Here is a 20,981-nt window from a genome sequence, read left to right as displayed (position 1 = left end):
AATACAGTGTAAATTAAAGTTAATGATAGCTATATTCAAGAGAGAAATCAATTCGTTCTTCACCTCTACTATAGGATATTTGGTCATTGGGCTTTTTTTAGTGCTTAATGGCTTGTTTCTTTGGGTCTTTAAAGGTGAATTCAACATCTTTGACCATGGCTTTGCCGACATGGGGAATTTCTTTCTTATGGCACCTTGGATATTTTTGTTTCTTGTTCCCGCCATTACCATGAAAAGTTTTTCCGAAGAACTAAAAATGGGAACTCTAGAGTTGTTATTCATAAAGCCAATTGCTATTTGGCAAACGGTGTTGGGAAAGTTTTTGGGTACTCTCACCTTGGCCATTATTGCCATTGCCCCTACGTTCTTATATGTATTCAGTATTTCCGAGTTGGGAACCACCGTTGGGAATTTGGATATGGGAATGGTCATAGGGTCTTATTTTGGTCTAGTTTTCTTGGTCGCCAATTACACGGCTATCGGAATATTTGCATCTACTTTTACCGAAAATCAAATCGTGGCCTTTATATGGGGCATGGCCCTATGTTTTTTTATGTATTATGGCCTTGAAGGTATTTCGAGTTTTTTATCCAATGGCGAACATGCACAAAATGTCCAAAAATTAGGTATGAAATCACATTTTGACAGTATAGCCCTTGGTGTCATAGATACCCGCGATATCGTATATTTCTTTAGTATGACGCTCTTCTTTCTTTTTTTAACCGTAATACAGCTCAAAAACAGGAACAGGTAATGAAAAAGGACACCCTATTGTCTACCGCCAAGGCACTGGCCGTTTTAATACTCCTGAATGTACTAGGGAATTTGTTTTATGACCGGCTAGACTTGACCGAGGACAAAAGATATACATTATCTGAACCGGGCGTAAATTCGGTTTTAGATTTTGAAAAGCCTGTTATAATCGATGTGCTGTTAGATGGCAACCTACCCTCTGAATTTGTTAAACTCAAAATAGAGACCCAACAGTTGTTAGCAGAGTTTGCGTCGAAGAACAAAAACATAAAATTTAATTTTCTCGATCCCCTGGCCAATGTTGAAGATACCGATGCCGTTTTTGCACAACTACAGCGTATAGGCCTTAAACCCGCAAATGTTACGGTAGAAGAGAACGGGAAGGTTTCACAAGAAATCGTGTTTCCGTGGGCGATGGTCAATTATGGCGAAAAGACCGTAAAAGTATCACTTTTAAAAAATACGTTGGGGGCTTCCCAGGAAGAGCGTATCAACAATTCGGTTCAACATTTGGAATATGGGTTTGCCGACGCTTTCAGTAAGTTAAAACTCGTTGATAAAAAAAGTGTGGCGGTCATAAAAGGTAACGGAGAATTGGATGATATCTATTTGGCCGATTATCTTTCCTCAATACGGGAATACTATAATATCGGGGCGATTACTATGGATTCAGTAGCCTCATCTCCACAAAAAGTGCTTGATCAGCTTAAAAATTATGACTTGGCCCTAATAGCCAAACCTACCGAACGGTTTACCGATGATGAAAAATATGTTCTGGACCAATATATAATGAACGGAGGAAAATCCATTTGGTTAATAGATAAAGTGGCTATGGAACTGGATAGCCTTTTTAATGAAACCGGTAGCAATTTGGCCATTCAACGAGATTTAAACCTCGACGATTTCTTTTTTAAATATGGTGTGCGTATAAATCCGGTCTTGGTAAACGATATGTATTTTACGCAAATCGTTCTGGCCTCGGGAGAAGGGAACGACTCCCAATTCAACCCATTGCCATGGTATTTTAACCCCATGGTATTTTCCAAAAACGACCATCCTATCAACAATAACCTAGAAGCATTACGCATGCAGTTCGCCAATAGCATAGACACCTTGCCAAACACGTACGACAAAACTGTTTTATATTCAAGCTCGCCACTATCCAAAACTGTTGGCATACCCACAAAAATAAGTTTGGATATTATAAACATACCACCAAAAAAAGAGAGTTATACCAATGGTAACAAACCCTTGGCGGTTCTTATCGAAGGGCGTTTTGTTTCGGCGTTCAAAAATCGAATAAAACCCGTACAGCTTAAAGGAGTCAAGGAAGAAAGCTCAATAGAAAACAAAATGCTGGTCGTTGCGGACGGGGACGTTATCAAAAATCAAATAAAGAACGGACAGCCTTTGGAACTCGGATATGATAAATGGACCAACAACTTCTTTGGCAATAAGGAATTCCTCATGAATAGCATCAATTATCTTTTGGACGATACCGGACTTATAAACATAAGGAACAAACGGGTGGCCATCCCCTTATTGGATACTAAAAAAATTGAAAACCAAAAAACCAAATGGCAGCTCGTCAATATTGGGCTTCCACTAGTACTAACAGTTCTTTTTGGACTTGCTTTCAATTACATAAGAAAGAAAAAATACAGTAAATAAGTGTTGATAAGTTTGTTTCCTTAAAATGGACATTTAAAATATCTTTGTTTGGATTGAAAGAGTACAACATAACGTAACAGAAAGCGTTCGTACCCTTATTTTTTTGGATTGAAGAGTATCTTACACTAAAGAACAACGAATGAAATTTATAGTATCCAGTACCTATTTATTAAAACAGTTACAAGTGCTAGGCGGTGTCATCAATAACAGTAATACACTCCCTATTCTAGATAACTTCTTGTTTGACCTCCAAAAAAACAGACTTTTAGTCTCGGCATCGGATTTGGAAACTACCATGAGCACGGTAATCACGGTAGATTCTGACCATGAGGGCACCATAGCGGTACCGGCAAAGTTATTATTGGAGACTTTAAAGACATTTCCGGAGCAGCCTTTGACTTTTATTGTCGAGGACAACAATACGGTCGAAATAAGTTCAAATCACGGTAAATATGCTTTGGCCTATGCAGATGGAGCCGAATTTCCCAAAGCGGTAGAATTATCAAACCCCAGCTCAACGACCATTCTGGGGGACGTATTGGCCACGGCAATCAATAAGACTATTTTTGCGGCAGGAAATGATGATTTACGACCTGTAATGAGTGGTGTTTTTTTTCAGTTTTCTACGGAAAACCTAACTTTTGTGGCTACCGATGCACACAAACTGGTCAAATATAAAAGAGAGGACATAACAGCATCGCAAGTTGCGGAATTTATAATGCCCAAAAAACCGTTGAACCTATTAAAAGGGATTTTGGCCGGAAGCGAGTCAGATGTTGTTATCGAGTATAATGACAGTAATGCAAAATTCAGTTTTGAGAATACGGAATTGGTATGTAGGTTAATTGATGGTAAATACCCCAATTACGAGGCCGTTATCCCAAAAGAAAACCCTAACAAGTTAACCATATCCAGAAATCAGTTATTGAGCTCTGTAAGGCGTGTGTCCATATTTTCCAATAAAACAACCCATCAAATCAGGCTAAAGATTGCAGGTGCAGAGCTTAATATTTCGGCAGAGGATATTGATTATAGCAACAAAGCCGAAGAACGTTTGACATGTTCTTACCAAGGGGACGATATGCAGATAGGTTTCAATTCCCGTTTTTTGGTTGAAATGTTGAACAATCTTACTTCAGATGAAGTTTCCTTGGAAATGAGCTTGCCCAACAGGGCAGGTATCCTTACCCCTACCGATGGGCTTGATGAAGGAGAAAATGTTACCATGCTCGTAATGCCCGTAATGCTCAACAACTAGAACTGGTGTTTATATCATTTATTTATAAAAATCCGGCACATGGCCGGATTTTTTATTTTATCCGCTACGAAATAAAACGAATCGTTAAAAAATAACTGGGAGACTCCCCGTTAGATGCACGTATTGCATTCACTATAGGCAAAACAAAACCTATTGTACCAACGGCAATCAAGCCCAAAATTCCCAAACCGAATAAAAGTATGCCCGGAACACAAAGAACAATGTACAAGAGCAAGCTCAATTGAAAATTAATGATAGATTTTCCGTGTTCGTCCATACCCTCTACAGTGTCTTTTGACGTTAACCAAAGTGCAAGTGGTACAATGAACCCTCCACAACCGGTAACATAGCTTAAAAGTTGGGTCAAATGTGTGATGGCCAATAATTGATTGTCTTTTCGTAAAACCTTTTGATTGATGATTTCCATTTTTTTGATTGAATTAAAGGGTTACTACAAGTAATAAGTATCGTTTTTGCCCAAAATGTTACAAACCTAAATGAATTTGTATTTTTGCCAATATGAATCAAACAGATACTATCATCGCTTTGGCCACACCTTCTGGGGCGGGCGCTATTGCCGTTATCCGAATTTCAGGAGAGGATGCGATCAGTATAGCATCTAAACAGTTTAGGTCGGTTTCCGGGAAAGTATTGCATGGGCAAAAAACCCATACCATCCACTTGGGACATATTATGGATGGGAACTCGGTTTTGGATGAAGTCTTGGTATCCATTTTTAAAAATCCCCGTTCATATACAGGGGAAGACGTTATCGAGATATCGTGCCATGGTTCTATATATATTCAACAAGAGATTATTCAATTATTCTTGAGAAAGGGCTGTCGCATGGCCGATGCCGGGGAATTTACCTTGCGTGCATTTTTAAACGGCAAACTTGATTTGAGCCAAGCGGAAGCCGTTGCCGACCTTATTGCGAGTGATAATGCCGCCAATCATCAAATAGCTATGCAACAAATGCGAGGCGGTTTTAGTAGCGAAATAAAACAATTGCGTCAAGAATTGATGGATTTTGCTTCGTTGATAGAACTTGAACTGGATTTTTCGGAGGAAGACGTAGAGTTCGCCAATAGAAATGAGTTCACTAAACTTCTTTCACGAATTGAACTGGTCCTGAAACGGTTGATAGATTCGTTTGCCATAGGAAACGTCATCAAAAACGGTATTCCCGTAGCTATTGTAGGTGAGCCCAATGTAGGGAAATCAACATTATTGAACGCACTTTTAAATGAGGATAGAGCTCTGGTATCGGAAATTGCAGGTACGACTAGGGACACCATCGAAGACGAAATTGCGATCGGTGGCATAGGGTTTCGCTTTATCGATACAGCCGGTATTCGTGAAACGACCGATGTTGTTGAAGGTATGGGCATACAGCGTACTTTTGAGAAAATAGACAAGTCGCAAGTGGTTATCTATATGTTCGATGCCAAAGATTTTAGTGCGCAAAGTAAATCCTTGAAAACGGAAATCGAAAAAATCAAAAACAGATATCCTCAAAAACCCTTGATTACCATAGCGAATAAAATAGATAATCTTGACGAAAACAGTATTGATCAGCTAAAAGATACTGTTGAAAACTTACATTTTCTATCAGCTAAAAATGGTATTGGAATTGATGGACTAAAACACAAATTGTTAGAATTTGTGAATACGGGTGCCTTGAAGAGCAATGAGACCATAGTGACCAATACCAGGCATTATGACTCACTTTTAAAAGCGTTGAAAGAGATTAAAAAAGTACAATTTGGTCTAAAAAACGAAGTTTCGGGTGACTTATTGGCTATTGATATTCGCCAAGCTTTGTATCATTTCGGGGAGATTACAGGAGAAATTTCATCAGATGATCTTCTAGGCAATATCTTCGCTAATTTTTGTATCGGTAAGTAATCCAAATTATCCGATTACATCGCAGTTCAAACGTTTTTGTTGAGTTCAATGCTTTAACCTAAATCAAACATCATACTGTAAACCTCGGATGCTTTTATGTTTACAAAGCACATCAACGATGTAAACATATTCATGATGTACACAACCACATGCCAAAAATTAAAAAGGGGGGGGCGTTGTAAGCATCATAATTAAAAACATCATGTTTTACTATTATTGAACCAATCAGGTAAAGTATTTAAAAGTTCAAAAAAATTATACATCATATTGTCTTAACTTTGTCTTTAAAATAACATTTCCCCCTTGCCCATGTTCGATTTTTTTATCAAAAAAAAATTTTTAGTAGACTATCTTAAGGGTTTTGTCGACATCCATAACCATATTCTGCCAGGAATAGACGATGGGGCCAAAACAATAGATGATTCCATTCAATTGATAAAGGGTTTTTCCGAAATTGGGGTAAAAAAGTTCATTTGCACACCCCATATTATGAATAATTATTATCCCAATACACCCGAGACGATATTAAGTTCGTATAATTCTTTAAAGGACGGGTTGTTAGATAGTAATCTCAAGGAAGTGTCGATTGAGGTATCTGCCGAACATATGATAGACGACAACTTTGAAAACATTTTAAAAAATGGCAAGATAATGCCCATGCGCAAAAATTATTTGTTGATAGAAATGTCTTATCTACAGGCATCGATAAATTTTAATGGCGCCGTAGCCGCAGTCGCTTCGGAAAGGTTTTTTCCTATTTTAGCACACCCTGAGCGTTACATCTACCTTCATGATACTTTTTCTAAGTATGGAAATTATAAGGAGAAAGGAATCTTATTTCAGTTAAACTTATTATCGTTGACCGATTTTTATGGGAAAGACGTTCAAAAAGCGGCTTTTAGGCTCTTGGACGAAAGATTGATTGATTATGTAGCTTCCGATGTGCATAACATGAATCAACTACGAAATTTAAAAGAGGTAAAAGTATCCAACACAAAAATGAAAACACTGATACCCGTTATCGAGAGAACTATTGATAATTTTTTTTAAATTCAAATCAAGTGAACTTCCACCACTTTTTAAGAGTCTTTCCATAGCCATAGCCATATTTGCCGCCGTAACCTAAATCCAATTGTTTTACGTTATTGACAACGAAAGAGAGGTTTTTGATTTTCTTATCGTTTTTGAGTTTTAGTGGATATTCCAAAACCTTTTTCTCGGTCATTCCCGCTTTAGTTATGTATAAAATTTGGTCTGCGTATTTACTTATCAACAAAGTATCGGTAACCACTAGCATAGGTGCGGTATCTACAACTATATAGTCATATTTTTTTGACACATCCTTAAAAAGCTCTTCAAACCTATCACTCATCAACAGCTCGGCGGGATTAGGCGGAATCTTCCCTGAATAAATAACATCTATTGTTGTATCGTGGGCCAGTATTGGATTTATTACATCCTTTATACCCAAATCATCATTGAACAAATATTCTGAAAGTCCGTCTTTATTATCCCTTATTTTTGTTCCCAATTTATCAACATCTTTTCCTGAGAAAAAGGTATACAACTTTGGGTTTCGTATGTCTGCGCCTATCAAAAGAACTTTTTTATCGGTACTCGCCAAGGTCATGGTCAAATTAGAGGAAACAAAAGTTTTTCCCTCACCGGAGACACTTGAGGTCACAAATATGACGTTTCCATTCTCAGAGGAACTATTGGTCTTTAAAAGATAGTCTAAATTGGTTCTTAAAATTCTAAGGGATTCTGCCAAAATGCTTCTATCCTGGGTATGGATCAATTTTTTCTCTTTTCTGCCCAATTTGGGAAGCTCTCCTAAGACCGGAATAATATCAACTATTTTTTCCAAATCCCTTTTATTATGGATTTTGGTATCAAGTAAATCTCGTACATACAATATCATAAATGGGATCAATAGCCCTACAAAAATAGCGGCCAAATACATTATCCTTTTATTTGGTCCTATTGGACTGCTGGATAAGCTGTAGGCCCAATCAATAACTTTAAAATTTGGCTCAGAGGAAGCAAACGCTATTTGTGCCTCCTCACGTTTCTGCAAAAGATATAAATAAAGGGCTTCCGTGGTTTCTTGCTTTCTGGTAATATCCCTTAATTTTCTTTCATTCTTTGGTGCAGAGTACAGTCGAGAGTTGATAGTGGACAATCTTTTGCTCAAACTATTCGCTTGCAGGTTTAGATTATTCGTCATGCTACCTAAACTCGACTGCATATTTTGTTTCAAATTTGAAAGCTGTTCATCTATGTTTACTATGATGGGGTTTTTATCGTTAGAACTCTCAAGAAGTTTTTTTCTTTCCAGCGCCAACTCGTTATACCTTGCCGTAGTAGTGGCTATTGATTGGTCTGATAGGCCTATATTTGATGGAAGTACTTCAAAACCATCGGAATTTTCAACGATGTCCTTCATTGATGAAGCGATCTGTAGCTGTATCTGCGTATTTTGAAGTTCTTGTTCACTTAGTGCCCCTGAATTCAAATTTAAGCTAGCTTGCGATGATATATCGGTAAGTCCCCTATTAGATTTGAATTCTTCGGCATTTTGGTCCACTGACGAGAGATCGGAATAAATGTTGCTGATTCGATCTTCTATAAACTGTGAGGTTCTGTTTGCAATATTTCTTTTATCGTTGATTTCATTCTCATTATAAACTTTTATCAGCTCATTGATTATGTCTTGCGCTTTTTTAAGCACTGGATCGTACAAATAAATATTTAATACACTGGCTCCCTTTTGTTCGGGTGCTATACTGATACTTCTTTGATAATATTGAGCTACTGTATTTATAGGGCGTACCTCGACCTTAAATTCCTTATTTCTAAAATTGGAAATATCCTTAAAATTCGGGGTAATGATAATATCCCCGATTTTTGTAGAAATGTCCTCTCCAAAATCGAATTTTTTAGATGGAGAATCTTTTTGTAGAGAAAAAGCAAAGGTCGTGTTTGTTTTTGGTTGTATGTAAAAGTCAAAATTGGCATTTCGTATAACCGAATCTGATTCTATAAAATTTATTTTAAATGGTAGGTCGCCATAAATTTCGGAATTCTTTATGTCACCAATGGCCAAGACCTTTACGTTGAGCTGAAGCCGTTTAGCAACTTCAATTAAATTTGACCTTGATTTAAAACTTAAAACCTCATCTTCGATAGGATCTCCACTATCTCCAGATAAAACTTCCAGGTCCTTAAATACATTTAATTCAGATGAGCCCTTATTTGTTATTTTAATACTTGCTTGTGCTGAATATAAAGGTACATCATACCTCATGTACACGAATATTAGCATCAAAAACAATAATGCCGAAAAAACAAACCAAGGCCAATAACGTGTATATTTTTTTACTATTTCTTTATAATCTACAGTTGTTTGGTTTGATAAACCTGATGTGTTTATATCCATATTAAAAAAGTAGACGTTACGTTTTTAGTTATTTGTGAGGATTATTGTTGTAATTGTTGCAATAGCCCCGATAACTGACACGTATAGGCCAACTCTGGGGTCTATTGTGGATTGACCGATTCTAGAACTATTTGGCTCAACGTAGACTACATCATTTTGGGTAAGGTAAAAAACAGGAGAACTCATGGCATTTTTACTTCTTAAATCTATTCTGTTGTAAACCTTGGTCCCATTAAAATCCCTTATTACCAAAACATTGTCTCTTTTACCCTGTATTGAAATATCTCCTGCAAGACCCAACGCCTCTAAAATGGTGACTTGCTCACCAAAAACAGGAAAAGTTCCAGGATTGTTAACCTCGCCCAAAATGGTCACTGTAAAGTTTCTGAGTCTGATATTAATAATCGGGTCTTTGAGATAATCGGATAATTTTTTCTGAAGCAATACTCTTACCTCTTCAGGTGAAAGACCTACAATCTTAATTTTTCCAATGACCGGAAAATCTATTTCACCTTTTTCGTCTATTAAATAATTGACCTGACTAGCCTCTCCACCACCACTCTCACCTACTCTTCTAAACAAATTGAATGGTATGCTTGCCTCAGGATTCAAAGTTGAGACATAAATGGCGACCTCATCATCTACCTTAAATTTTGGAACAAAATTGTCTTTGTCTATTATAGTTTCAAAATTTGAAGAATCCTGAAAATAAACGATGTCTTTTTTAGAGCCACATGACGTTAGAATTGATATTGACGATACCAATATCAAAACTTTTCTGGTTAGTCTTTTATGCATATTTTTCAATTTATGACAGTTTCCGATTTTTTATTGAAATCTTTGTGTTGTTGGTCAAGGGTGTTCTTGTTATCGATTTCACAAAGTTTAGAGTTTTTCGAAATGTACTCGGGAACTATTTTTTTCATAATACCTACAATACCACCATCAAAAAACATATTGGATACGCAAAGTTGATCAATGCTGGATCTAATGGACTCATAATCCATTTCCCTAACCTTACTAATCATTATTTTTTTGTGATAAGTTGGCAATGTATTTTCGCCATTGGCCAATAATTCCTCATATAGCTTTTCGCCCGGCCTCAAGCCGGTTATCTTAATATCCATTTCATCAGGATATTGAAGACCCGATAACTTTATCATGTTTTTGGCCAAATCAAATATACGTACAGACTCGCCCATGTCGAAAATGAATATCTCGCCACCTTTCCCCATTGCCCCAGCTTCCAAAACCAATTGTGAGGCTTCAGGTATGGTCATAAAATACCGAGTAACATCTTTGTGGGTCACGGTCAAAGGTCCTCCCTTTTCAATCTGTTTTTTGAAAAGCGGTATTACAGAACCGTTCGAACCTAATACATTTCCAAAACGCGTAGTTATGAACTTGGTCTTATTTTTTTGCTGCATACAGCCAATGTACATTTCAGCAATTCTTTTGGTTGCTCCCATAACATTGGTGGGATTTACAGCTTTGTCTGTAGATACAAATACAAATTTATCAACATCATATGTTACCGATAAATCTGCTACAACCTTGGTACCCGCTACATTGATTTTTATAGCTTCGTATGAATTGTATTCCATTAAAGGGACATGCTTGTATGCCGCTGCATGAAAAACGAGATTTGGGCTATATTCCTGAAAAATATTGCCCATCCTATTCTTGTCACGAATGTCACCAACAATCGGAATGAAATTATGGAACCCGTTTTGTTTTAATTCTTGCTGTAGATCATACAAAGCAGATTCTGCTTGATCTATCACAATCAGGGATTTATACTTATAAGTACAAATTTGTCTGACAATTTCGCTACCTATTGACCCTGCTCCTCCCGTTACCAAAACGACTTTTTCCCTCAATTCTCCCGAAATCTTGGAATTTTTGATATTTATGGGTGCCCTATCCAACAAATCTTCTATCTGGATTTGCTTTATCTGCGATGCTTTGAGCTCCCCGTTTATCCAATCTTCTACTGGTGGGACAATTTTAACCAAAACAGGATAGTCTACAAGGCTTTCAACTAGAGAACGCAGTTTCTTATGATCTATGTTTTGAATGGAAAAGATTACCTCTGTGATATCTTTTTTTAAGATAAAGCTCTCATTTAGGACATGTTTACCGTAAACCCTGATCCCATTTATCTGCTTACCGATTTTTTGCTTGTCACCATCAACGTAACCAATTACCTTTACATTACTTTTTGAATGGCTGGTAATGGCATTATAAGTGAGAATACCTGACTCCCCTGCTCCATAAATCAAAACATTTTTGGATGCTTTGAAAGTATTCAAAAAATTATAGTAGAGTCCCTTGAAAACATAGCGAGAGGCAGTAAGTAAAACAAAACCTATCAAACTATGTATGATGATAATGGATAATGGTATGGTAAAATTATCGACCATCCCATATTGCCTGTTTAAAATGACCAGGAAAATTGTAATTATACTGGACAGACACACTGCATTGAAAAGATTGTATACATCCCTTACACCCGTGTGCCGTATAACACCCTTGTACGAGCCTGTTATTATAAAGGACAGAGCAGCTATGCCCATTACAATGGGCAACTGAATAAACAAGTGCTGTACTTCAAAATCTAAAGTAAGGTTAAACCTGATAAAATAAGAAAGTGCAAATGCGACGGCTATTATAACTAAATCAATTGATAGTACAACCCATTTTGAAGCATATTTAAAAACGGTATTGGTTAGGTAATTTTGTATCATGATAAAGTAGTTTTAAGAATCAATACAATCCTCTCTAAATCCTGTTCGGTTAAATTGGACCCACTGGGCAAACACAACCCCCTCTCGAATAAATCTTTGGACGTACCATCCAGAAAACTTGGATATTTTTCAAAGATAGGTTGTAAATGCATAGGCTTCCACAAAGGGCGGGATTCTATATTATCCGCCAGTAATGATAATCGTAGTTTTTCGCGCTGGTCATATGAAGGCAATAAAATACAGGTAAGCCATCTATTGGAAAAAAAGCCTTCCGGTTCTTCTAAAAATTCAACTTCATTATGATTTTTCAATGCTTTTTTGTAGAACTCATGATTTGCCCTGCGTGAAGAAACCCTATCATCCAAAACCTGCATTTGACCGCAACCTATACCGGCCAGCACATTGCTCATCCTATAGTTATACCCAACCGAAGAATGTTGATAATGCGGAGCGTCGTCCCTTGCTTGTGTTGCCAAGAAAACGGCTTTGTCCTTTATCTTTTTATCCTTGGTCACCAAAGCACCCCCACCCGATGTGGTTATAATCTTATTACCATTGAACGATAAAATACCTATGTCCCCAAAACTACTACATTTGATATTCTTGTAAGTACTCCCCAAAGCTTCGGCACTATCCTCTACAACAGGTATACTATATTTATCAGCAACATTTTTAATCTCGTCCACTTTGTAAGGCATGCCATAAAGATGTACTGCTACAATTGCCTTAGGCTTTGAACCATTGGCCATTCTATCCAAAATAGCTTTTTCCAACAAAACGGGAGAAATATTCCATGTATCCTTTTCACTGTCAATAAAAATAGGAACAGCACCCAAGTATAGTATGGGATTGGCAGAAGCGGAAAATGTGAAGCTTTGGCATAAAACCTCATCGCCATGTGAAACATCCAATAATTCAAGAGCTAAATGAATGGCTGCCGTACCAGAACTGAGTGCAGCTACATTAACGTCATTATCAATGTATGTCGCTATCGCGTTTTCAAAGTTGTTTACGTTTGGACCAAGAGGCGCAATCCAATTAGTATCAAAGGCTTCTTGAACAAATTTTTGTTCTTTTGTTCCCATGTGAGGGGAAGACAACCAAATTTTAGAATTAGTAAGTGTTTTCATTAAAGATATTGGCTTGGGTACTCAAAAATAAATTTAATTTTATGCAAATGTGAGATTTTGAAGGAGAATTCGCCAAAGCATATGAATAATCGTTGAACAACAACAAAATTATATTTAGTTTACTTACAATTTAACGATAAATATACTGAAACGACTATTAATTCATTCGTTTTCAAGGTGTTTTTTTATATCATCGGCCAACAAGCCAGTAAAAGATTTTGCACTTTCAGACACCAAATGCGAACCATCATAAGTGTTGAACATAAAATTATCGGAATAATCCAAATACTTGATATCGATTTTTTTTGCCATTGAATCAATTTCAACATTAAAAAATTCCCATTTTTTGTTTTCAAATTCGTTGACTTCTTCTGAAGTAGGCATTCTTACAAGAACAACCTCTCCTTTTTTCTTTAAAAAGCGAATCAATTTTTTTAAAGAGGCAATACGATATTCAGAAACTGCTTCTTTCTCATATATAGCTTTATACCCTTCCAACGTTTGTGATTTCCATAGTTTCAAATCTGATTTCATAACGTTATAAGATTCACTTTTCATCCTAAACTCGTTCCAACCGCTGGGATGCACTATCCTATTGGATATTTTGTTCTTATCGTTAAAAAAAATATTGTAGAGGGGATTCCCATAACAATTTGTTAGATATGAAAAATTAGGATTGGATGTGACATCTGAAACCTTGCCCAACATCATTATTTTTTTGTCCCTTTTTTCGATTTCCTTATCTGTCATGCCCTTTAAAGCAAGAAAACTACCAGGTGTAACCGATATGATGAATAGGCCTCTCCCTTTACTATTTCCAATTTTTCTTTTGATTGACTCTAAATACACTTCTCCAAAAGGCGATTGGGATTTTTCAAATGCAAAATTTGAAATCTTTTTCCCATTGAAATCACTCACCATTAGGCTTTTATTTATTATTTCTGGAACAATACCGTCATGTGCTCTAGAAAGACCAATAATCAAACTTTCTCCTTCCCCACAAAATTTATAATAATAGCCATCTACGTAACCCGTTGACAACTTATACAAAAAAGAAAAGTAAACACTTATGAAGAGTGCTGTAAACAGACTAACCTTTATTAAAAAACCCTTCATATTAAAACTGGAAATATATAAAATTGTTTTGCCTATTTATGGCAAAAAGAACTGTTATCAATATATAGGCCGAATATAACGCCCATCTCGTCAAAAAGTGTTTGTTTTCTACCAATTCGTAAATTTTACGGTTCCCTTTAAAATAATGTATTAGCTGAACTAAAACAATGAAACCAATACTGATAAAAACCTCTAGATAATTATCAATTATATTGGGGTTAAGGGCTCTTACACGAAATACATTCTTTATATATAAAAAGGCATGGCCTAAAGAACTAGCTCTGAAAAATATGAGCGTAAAAATCAAATAGCCAATGGTCATTACCCATCCGAGAAACGAAACCACTACATTAGGAACTTTTAATATCATGAATATTTTATTCCGTAAGGGTAAGGTGGCTATTTCTACCACCAAGAACAATCCGTTCAATAAACTCCAAATTATAAATGTCCAATTGGCACCATGCCACAGCCCATTAATGAAAAAGACAATGAAAACCGAAGTCAACCTAGACATTTTAAGATTTCTTCGTAAGGGCAAGTATATGTAGTCCCGCATCCATTGCATGAGCGATATATGCCATTTTTTCCAAAACTCATTGGCAGATGTTGAAAAGAAAGGCCGATTAAAATTTTGCATCAAGTCTATACCCAAAACTTTGGCAGAACCGATTGCAATAGCAGTGTATGCAGAAAAATCGTAATAAATTTGAAAACCAAAGAAAAACCCACCCAATGCCAAAGGTATCCCAGAATGATCGGCAGGGTTCAAAAAAGCCTCATCAACATAAATACCTAACCTATCTGCTACGACAACTTTCAAAAAAAAACCCCAGGCCATAAATATTAACCCCCTCTTTATATTTTTTACATTGAATTTTACTTTTTCATAAAATTGAGGTAAAAGCCTGTTGGCACGCTCAATGGGTCCCGCAACCAGTTGAGGGAAAAATGATACAAATAGTGCAAATTTGCCCAAATGCATTTCTGGAACGATTTTTTTTCGGTATACATCAATAGTATAGCTCATCGTTTGAAAGGTATAGAAGCTAATACCCACGGGAAGTAAGATTTTGGAAAAAACAAAGTTATTCGCCACATGAGGTTTGGTTGTACTTAAGCCCAAAAATTCAACTAATTCAAAAAAACTTGAGGTAATGAAGTGCAAATATTTAAACCCGACCAATAGACCTATATTAATCGTAAGGCTGATGAATAAAAATATTTTCCGGATTTTTTGCTTTTTCTGCCCATATATTTTTTTTCCACAGTAATAATCCGTCAAGGTAGAAATCCATAACAATGGTATCAGACTTGGCTCTAATGCTCCATAAAAATAATAGCTCGACACCAATAATAAAAGCCATCTGTATGAATGCCTTATGGTATAATAAAGTATGACAACCAACGGAAAGAAAATAAGAAAATCAAAAGAATTAAAAAGCATACGTAGAGTTCAAAAATCTTTGTCGATCTTTATGCGGACAAACCTAGATAATTTTTAATCATTTCGATATCATTTATCTATAATCTATTAGTTTTAAAGGTTAATTGGCAATGATATATTTAAATAATAGTCATAATCGATAATAAAAACTGGTTTCAAAATTTTTAATCTACAGGCAAAATTATCAAGAAGTTTATCCGTTACCTATATATTTGTATCGGAAAATATAAATATCGATTTACATACCAGGTATTTTAAAGTTTCCCCAAAACATAGAATTTGCGTAAGAGATATAAAATCCCCCTAATATTCTCAATCATATTTGGAACAGCTCTTCTTGTTCTGCACCTTATATTTTCCGTTCCAAAATCAAAACCTCTTGTAGGTAAGGTTCATATAAAAAACATAAATGGCAAAAACATTTTGCACAAAGACGGAAAGCCGTTTACCATCAAAGGAGCCGCTGGCAAAGGTCATCTGAATGAACTTTTTGAAGCAGGAGGAAATACGTTTAGGGTATATGACACCATACATCTAGATTCCACCCTTATAAAAGCCGAAAAGTTGGGAATTTCAGTAATAGTTGACATACCCGTTCCCAGATATAATAAAAATTATAATTATTACAGTAATTCCCAAAATAACAAAGAGTTGAAAAAATGGGTAGGTGCATTCGTTAAACGGTATAAAAACTACCCTGCTTTGTTATTTTGGAACTTGGGAAACGAAGTTGAATATCCGTTTACGATCTTTAAAAACGATTTCATAAAAACGTATAACGACTTGATAGATATCATACATAAAGAGGATCCGGACCACTTGATAAGTACTTCTATCAATGCGGCCTCAAGAAAACAAACATTGAGCATACACTTGCATTCACCACATATAGATGTCATAGGCTATAATGTATTTGGAAGCATTGCAGATGTAAAGCCTTTGTTGTCAGAAGTTTTTACCTACACAAGAAGGCAAATACCTCATTATTATAGCGAATGGGGAAATAATGGGCCTTGGGAGGAAAAAAAGACCATATGGCAGTCACCGATTGAACCTACAAGCACAAAAAAAGGAGAGCAATATAAAGAGAGATTTACCGATCATTTGAAATCAAACGAAGACGGTTTGGGGAGTGTTGTCTTTTATTGGGGTCAAAAACAGGAAAGAACCCATACATGGTTTAACATTTTTGATGAAAAAGGAAGGAAATCCCAAGCATATTATAGTTTGAAAAGTATTTGGAAAAATACACCGGTTTCGAATGATTCCGTTCCTCAGATCAAATATATGCTGGTAGATGACAAGGGGTCTCAAGACCAATTGATTTTTACCTCTAATGACACTTTAGAATCAAAATTGTTGTTCAACAGTACTATAGATACATCACTTGTTTTTAAATGGGAAATATATCCAGAAGCTTGGTATTACAAAGAATGGGATATTGAAAAAAAGCCAGCAGTTGAAGAAAACGTCATCTTAAAATCATTGAGGGACAAAGCAATTTTTAAAACGCCCTCCAAAGAGGGCCCTTATCGGATTTTTGTTAAAGTCATAGATAAAAAAGGAAGTTTTTCAACAGCGAACACTCCATTTTATGTTTTAAAAACATCAGATGATAAATAGCCTAAGACTATGATGCCCCCAACAAAAAAGGAAAAATTCACCATACGCTTACTAATCACTATCGGGGTATTATGTACCGCTAATTTTCTTTTTTGGTTTTTCAGGCCCGAGTACAAAGGGTATCCATTTTTGTACTACCCACTTGTAGTTACCATAAGCTATAGTGTACTCAGAAAGCTGTATATATGGTATCATTATCTAGATATTTCAAAACCTCAAACCCCAAAATCCACAAAAGAATTCTCTGTTGATATTTTGACAACTTATTTTCCCGGAGAACCTTATGACATGATTATTGAAACCCTGGAGGCCATCCAAAAAATTACCTACCCGCATACAACCTATCTATGTGACGAAGCCAATGACCCATATCTTATTGAGGTCTGTAAAAAGTTAGGGGTAAAACATGTTACAAGAACCAATAGAATAAATGCCAAAGCAGGAAATATAAACAATGCCCTAAAACAGGCGACCGGTGAAATTTGTGTCATATTAGACCCCGACCATGTACCTTTGCCCAACTTTTTAGACCCCATAATACCCCATTTTGAAAATGAAAAAATCGGTTTTGTCCAAATTGTACAATCGTATTACAATATAAGGGAGACCCTTGTTGCCAAGGGTGCCGCTGAACAGACTTTTCAGTTTTATGGGCCCATGATGATGTCAATGAACTCATATGGGACAACAAATGCCATAGGGGCCAATTGTACATTCAGAAGAGCAGCTCTGGATAGTATCGGGGGTCATGCACCTGGGTTGTCCGAGGATATGCATACTTCTATGCTACTACATGCCAAAGGGTGGGAATCTGTCTACGTACCATTGGTCTTGGCCAAAGGCCTGGCACCCTCTAGTCTTACATCTTTTTTTAAACAACAACTAAAATGGGCCAGAGGAACTTTTGATCTATTGTTTTACGTTTACCCAAAACTGTTCAAGAATTTTACCTTACGGCAAAAATTTCACTACGGCTTATTGCCATTGCACTATTTGGTGGGTTTAACTACACTGATAAATTTTTTAATCCCCATTCTTTCCCTGCTATTGTCCAAAACCCCATGGAGCGGTAACATTCTTTTTTTCATATATATAATACTACCCATGAGTGCCAGCACCTTGTTGATAAGAGCATATATTCAAAAGTGGGTTATAGAAAAAGAGGAAAGAGGGTTTCATCTTATGGGTGGCCTATTGCAGATTGCTACCTGGTGGGTTTACCTTCTTGGTTTTATTTATACCATAATCAAGAAAAAAATACCTTATCTACCTACTCCTAAAGACGGCGAAAATTCGACCAATCTTAAAATTGCCATTCCAAATTTAGTTATAGGTATCCTATCTATATTTTCTGTCATCTATGGTTTGAGTGTGGACTTGACCCCATTTTCGTTGATGATGTCCGGCTTTGCTGTAATCAATACCGCATTCATGTTTTTTAGTTTATATCTGGCAACCAGTAAAACTAATGATAATCGGTTCATAAGGAACAGATTGAAAACTTCGGCAATTTCTTTTTTTGTAAGGATAAAGAGCAAAAAAAGAGAGGTTTCCTATAAAATATTCAGTTTGATACGGCCACTTGCACTGCCCTTGTTGATGTTATTTATTGTAATATCGTTTTTTTCGTTAATAAAACTTGAAAATAACAAATGGGATACCATTGAATCAACAAGCAAATATATAACAGCCAACAATTATTTGGGGATTTTTCAGCCAACAAGTCATGGTGGGTTATCAAATATTGAAGCTATTGAAAAGCTGGAAAACAAAAATAATATGTCGTTTGATATTATTTCTGTTTATTTAGCTTGGGGAGATGAACAGAAAAACCCATATCCGAAAAATTTGATTGAAAAAATTTATAAAAACAATAGCATACCACTTATAACATGGGAACCTTGGGCCAGTGATTTTACTTTCAACAACGGGTTGGGCCCCGAAGAAAAAGAGCGAAAAATTTTTAAGCGGATTAAAGAAGGTATCTATGATGCATATATCCTGAAAATCGCCAAACAACTAAAAAGTTATAAACGCCCGGTATTCCTGAGATTTGCGCATGAATTTGACAACCCGTTCTACCCCTGGTCCCCTAGTGGCGATAATACCTCGTCAGAATTCATAAAAGCTTGGAAGCATATTCATTCCCTGTTTGGTTCAATAAAAGGAAACAATGTGGTTTGGGTTTGGAACCCTTGGAAACCTAATGCTGTTGAAAACTATTTTCCGGGCTCAGATTATGTAGACTGGATCGGTGTTACCGCCTTAAATTATGGTACATACAATTCTGATGGTAAATGGTATGAATTTGAGGATTTATACAAGCCCTTTCACGAGAAATTTAAAAACCTTCCCAAAAAACCGGTAATGCTTACCGAGTTTGGGTCGCTAAAACTGGGAGGCGACCAAGCGAGTTGGTCAAAAAAAGCAATACGCACCATAAAAAAAGATTTTCCTGAAATTAAATCGATCATACTATTCAATAGTAATGTTGATGATAATATTCCCAAAACAGTTTATCATCAAAACGGCAGCTTGGATTGGACATTTGAAAAATTATCTGTTATCGATACGGCATTGAATCACTCACTCCCAAAATATATTTTACAACCTCAAAATTATACATGGCCCATATCAAAATCATCAAAAAAATATAGTCCCATACATTTTAATTTTACAATGAAAGGGGTTCGATACAAAAAGGGCCAAAACTGGAAAAACAATCATTTTGTATTGGACAAAGACCAGTTAGAAAAAGATTTTGAGCTAATACAAAGTGTTGGTTTCAATACACTCAGGTACGAAGGGTTGAGTGTTTATGACCAAAACGTTTTAAAATATTCGGAGAAAAATAAATTGAATATCATTTACAGCTTCTGGATTCCCAGTGATTTAGATTTCGTGTCAGACTCCGTAAAACTCGAAAGCCATAAAAAGAAAATACTTAAAAAAGTAACGAAATTAAAATCCCAATCAAATATAATTGCATGGAACATAGGAAACGATTTATGGGACAAATTCAATGATAATTTAAATCCTCCGATTCAAGATTTACAAAAAATAGCATATATAGATTGGATAAAAAAATTGGCTGTAGATCTAAAGGAAATTGATGCCGATAGAGTGTTGTCCCTTGATGTAAAGACTTCTAAGCACACGAAAAAAATTGTGGGAATCGTAAGGGATAATGATATCCCAATAGATATGTTTTCTCTTATCGTTTCCAATACCAATAACCTTAATTACGTAGCTAAAAACCATAAGAATATTTTAAGTCAATTCTATATAGGTGATATTCTAGGGTCGGATTACCTAGAGACAAAAACATTGTCAAATAAATTTATAATACGAAATTGGCAAGATCAATGGGAAAGTCATAAATTATCTTTTGATGGCCTGTTAGACAAAGAAGGTAGAAAAAAATATACGTATGACTTGGTAAGGGCAAAACTACAAAATCAAGAACTCTCGAGTGTTACGCCAAAAATACGCATACTCCCTCCATCTACATTACTCAATGTAGAGACATTATATGTATATCATGCATTGCTCCTAAAGGACGATAGATGGATAAGATTTCCAAATACCACACCTGATAGCAAAATGGAGTGGTCATTAATCAAAACCGATTCTTATGGAAATCCGTTAGCCTCAAAAAAAATGGGATATGGTCCTCAGATTCAAATTAAAATCCCCGATAATTATCATAACTATAAATTAATGCTTACTTATAAAAGCAATGGTGTTTTGACCTCGGCAAAAACCATATTGAATACACCGCTTTTAAAACCTTGAATGGATATATCGCTTCAATTATTAGAACTCATTGGTATTTTAAGTAAATTCAGTCAATTCGAGTGAATTTTAAGATTGAAATGAATAAAAATAC

Annotated in this window: 14 protein-coding genes; 7 read left to right on the top strand and 7 right to left on the bottom strand. The window is 36.0% G+C overall.

The annotated features are described in order from the left end of the window. Positions 1-22 precede the first annotated feature (22 nt). From gldF to dnaN, 3 genes are all read left to right on the top strand, one after another. Positions 23-754, top strand: coding sequence for a gliding motility-associated ABC transporter permease subunit GldF (gene gldF, locus HYG79_RS15635; protein ID WP_179243000.1), 732 nt, complete (start codon positions 23-25; stop codon positions 752-754). Then, positions 754-2,424 (top strand): gliding motility-associated ABC transporter substrate-binding protein GldG, encoded by a 1,671-nt coding sequence (gene gldG, locus HYG79_RS15630; protein WP_179242999.1) that lies wholly within the window; start codon positions 754-756, stop codon positions 2,422-2,424. Before gldF ends, gldG begins: the two co-directional genes overlap by 1 nt. A gap of 139 nt (positions 2,425-2,563) precedes the next feature. Continuing rightward, positions 2,564-3,682, top strand: coding sequence for a DNA polymerase III subunit beta (dnaN, locus tag HYG79_RS15625; protein ID WP_179242998.1), 1,119 nt, complete (start codon positions 2,564-2,566; stop codon positions 3,680-3,682). 64 nt (positions 3,683-3,746) lie between these two features. On the opposite strand, the gene HYG79_RS15620 is transcribed toward dnaN, so the two are convergent. Continuing rightward, on the bottom strand, positions 3,747-4,109 hold the full coding sequence (locus tag HYG79_RS15620; RefSeq protein WP_179242997.1) for a DUF4870 domain-containing protein: 363 nt from the start codon (positions 4,107-4,109) through the stop codon (positions 3,747-3,749). Positions 4,110-4,201: 92 nt separating this feature from the next. Here HYG79_RS15620 and mnmE point away from each other — a divergent pair, with 92 nt between their 5' ends. Together mnmE and HYG79_RS15610 are read left to right on the top strand one after the other, a co-directional pair. Beyond that, positions 4,202-5,590 (top strand): tRNA uridine-5-carboxymethylaminomethyl(34) synthesis GTPase MnmE, encoded by a 1,389-nt coding sequence (mnmE, locus tag HYG79_RS15615; protein ID WP_179242996.1) that lies wholly within the window; start codon positions 4,202-4,204, stop codon positions 5,588-5,590. A gap of 309 nt (positions 5,591-5,899) precedes the next feature. Further along, entirely contained in the window at positions 5,900-6,640 is a 741-nt protein-coding gene (locus tag HYG79_RS15610) for a tyrosine-protein phosphatase (protein WP_179242995.1), read from the top strand. 7 nt (positions 6,641-6,647) lie between these two features. Here HYG79_RS15610 and HYG79_RS15605 read toward each other — a convergent pair whose 3' ends face one another. The 6 genes from HYG79_RS15605 to HYG79_RS15580 all read right to left on the bottom strand — a co-directional run bounded on the left by HYG79_RS15605 (position 6,648) and on the right by HYG79_RS15580 (position 15,052). Continuing rightward, complete coding sequence (locus tag HYG79_RS15605; protein WP_179242994.1) at positions 6,648-9,029, bottom strand: GumC family protein; 2,382 nt, start codon at positions 9,027-9,029, stop codon at positions 6,648-6,650. 24 nt (positions 9,030-9,053) lie between these two features. Beyond that, positions 9,054-9,827 (bottom strand): polysaccharide biosynthesis/export family protein, encoded by a 774-nt coding sequence (locus tag HYG79_RS15600; protein ID WP_179242993.1) that lies wholly within the window; start codon positions 9,825-9,827, stop codon positions 9,054-9,056. Between the two features lie 5 nt (positions 9,828-9,832). Then, positions 9,833-11,776: a polysaccharide biosynthesis protein gene (locus HYG79_RS15595; protein WP_179242992.1), complete on the bottom strand. Its 1,944-nt coding sequence runs from the start codon at positions 11,774-11,776 to the stop codon at positions 9,833-9,835. Then, the gene (locus HYG79_RS15590) at positions 11,773-12,906 is read right to left on the bottom strand and encodes a DegT/DnrJ/EryC1/StrS family aminotransferase (RefSeq protein WP_179242991.1); all 1,134 of its coding nucleotides are present in this window, start codon (positions 12,904-12,906) and stop codon (positions 11,773-11,775) included. Before HYG79_RS15590 ends, HYG79_RS15595 begins: the two co-directional genes overlap by 4 nt. 162 nt (positions 12,907-13,068) lie before the next feature. Further along, positions 13,069-14,022: a hypothetical protein gene (locus HYG79_RS15585; protein WP_179242990.1), complete on the bottom strand. Its 954-nt coding sequence runs from the start codon at positions 14,020-14,022 to the stop codon at positions 13,069-13,071. Position 14,023: 1 nt separating this feature from the next. Further along, on the bottom strand, positions 14,024-15,052 hold the full coding sequence (locus tag HYG79_RS15580; RefSeq protein ID WP_228027887.1) for an MBOAT family O-acyltransferase: 1,029 nt from the start codon (positions 15,050-15,052) through the stop codon (positions 14,024-14,026). An 840-nt stretch (positions 15,053-15,892) separates the two neighbouring features. On the opposite strand from HYG79_RS15580, the gene HYG79_RS15575 reads away from it, so the two are divergent. Both HYG79_RS15575 and HYG79_RS15570 read left to right on the top strand, forming a co-directional pair. Continuing rightward, positions 15,893-17,092, top strand: a complete 1,200-nt coding sequence (locus HYG79_RS15575; protein ID WP_179242988.1) for a cellulase family glycosylhydrolase — start codon at positions 15,893-15,895, stop codon at positions 17,090-17,092. Between the two features lie 9 nt (positions 17,093-17,101). Further along, positions 17,102-20,887, top strand: a complete 3,786-nt coding sequence (locus HYG79_RS15570; RefSeq protein ID WP_179242987.1) for a glycosyltransferase family 2 protein — start codon at positions 17,102-17,104, stop codon at positions 20,885-20,887. The last annotated feature ends 94 nt before the right edge of the window (positions 20,888-20,981 follow it).

Origin of the sequence: Costertonia aggregata (assembly GCF_013402795.1) — a bacterium.
Classification (GTDB): Bacteria; Bacteroidota; Bacteroidia; order Flavobacteriales; family Flavobacteriaceae; genus Costertonia; species Costertonia aggregata.
This window is presented reverse-complemented; position numbering and strand designations above follow the sequence as displayed.

Coding starts and splice junctions, on each gene's coding strand:
- gldG (WP_179242999.1), top strand. CDS start 754: ATGAAAAAGGACACCCTATTGTCTACCGCCAAGGCACTGGCCGTTTTA.
- HYG79_RS15605 (WP_179242994.1), bottom strand. CDS start 9,029: ATGGATATAAACACATCAGGTTTATCAAACCAAACAACTGTAGATTAT.
- HYG79_RS15595 (WP_179242992.1), bottom strand. CDS start 11,776: ATGATACAAAATTACCTAACCAATACCGTTTTTAAATATGCTTCAAAA.
- HYG79_RS15590 (WP_179242991.1), bottom strand. CDS start 12,906: ATGAAAACACTTACTAATTCTAAAATTTGGTTGTCTTCCCCTCACATG.
- HYG79_RS15600 (WP_179242993.1), bottom strand. CDS start 9,827: ATGCATAAAAGACTAACCAGAAAAGTTTTGATATTGGTATCGTCAATA.
- dnaN (WP_179242998.1), top strand. CDS start 2,564: ATGAAATTTATAGTATCCAGTACCTATTTATTAAAACAGTTACAAGTG.
- HYG79_RS15620 (WP_179242997.1), bottom strand. CDS start 4,109: ATGGAAATCATCAATCAAAAGGTTTTACGAAAAGACAATCAATTATTG.
- HYG79_RS15570 (WP_179242987.1), top strand. CDS start 17,102: ATGATGCCCCCAACAAAAAAGGAAAAATTCACCATACGCTTACTAATC.
- HYG79_RS15610 (WP_179242995.1), top strand. CDS start 5,900: ATGTTCGATTTTTTTATCAAAAAAAAATTTTTAGTAGACTATCTTAAG.
- gldF (WP_179243000.1), top strand. CDS start 23: ATGATAGCTATATTCAAGAGAGAAATCAATTCGTTCTTCACCTCTACT.
- HYG79_RS15580 (WP_228027887.1), bottom strand. CDS start 15,052: ATGAGCTATACTATTGATGTATACCGAAAAAAAATCGTTCCAGAAATG.
- mnmE (WP_179242996.1), top strand. CDS start 4,202: ATGAATCAAACAGATACTATCATCGCTTTGGCCACACCTTCTGGGGCG.
- HYG79_RS15585 (WP_179242990.1), bottom strand. CDS start 14,022: ATGAAGGGTTTTTTAATAAAGGTTAGTCTGTTTACAGCACTCTTCATA.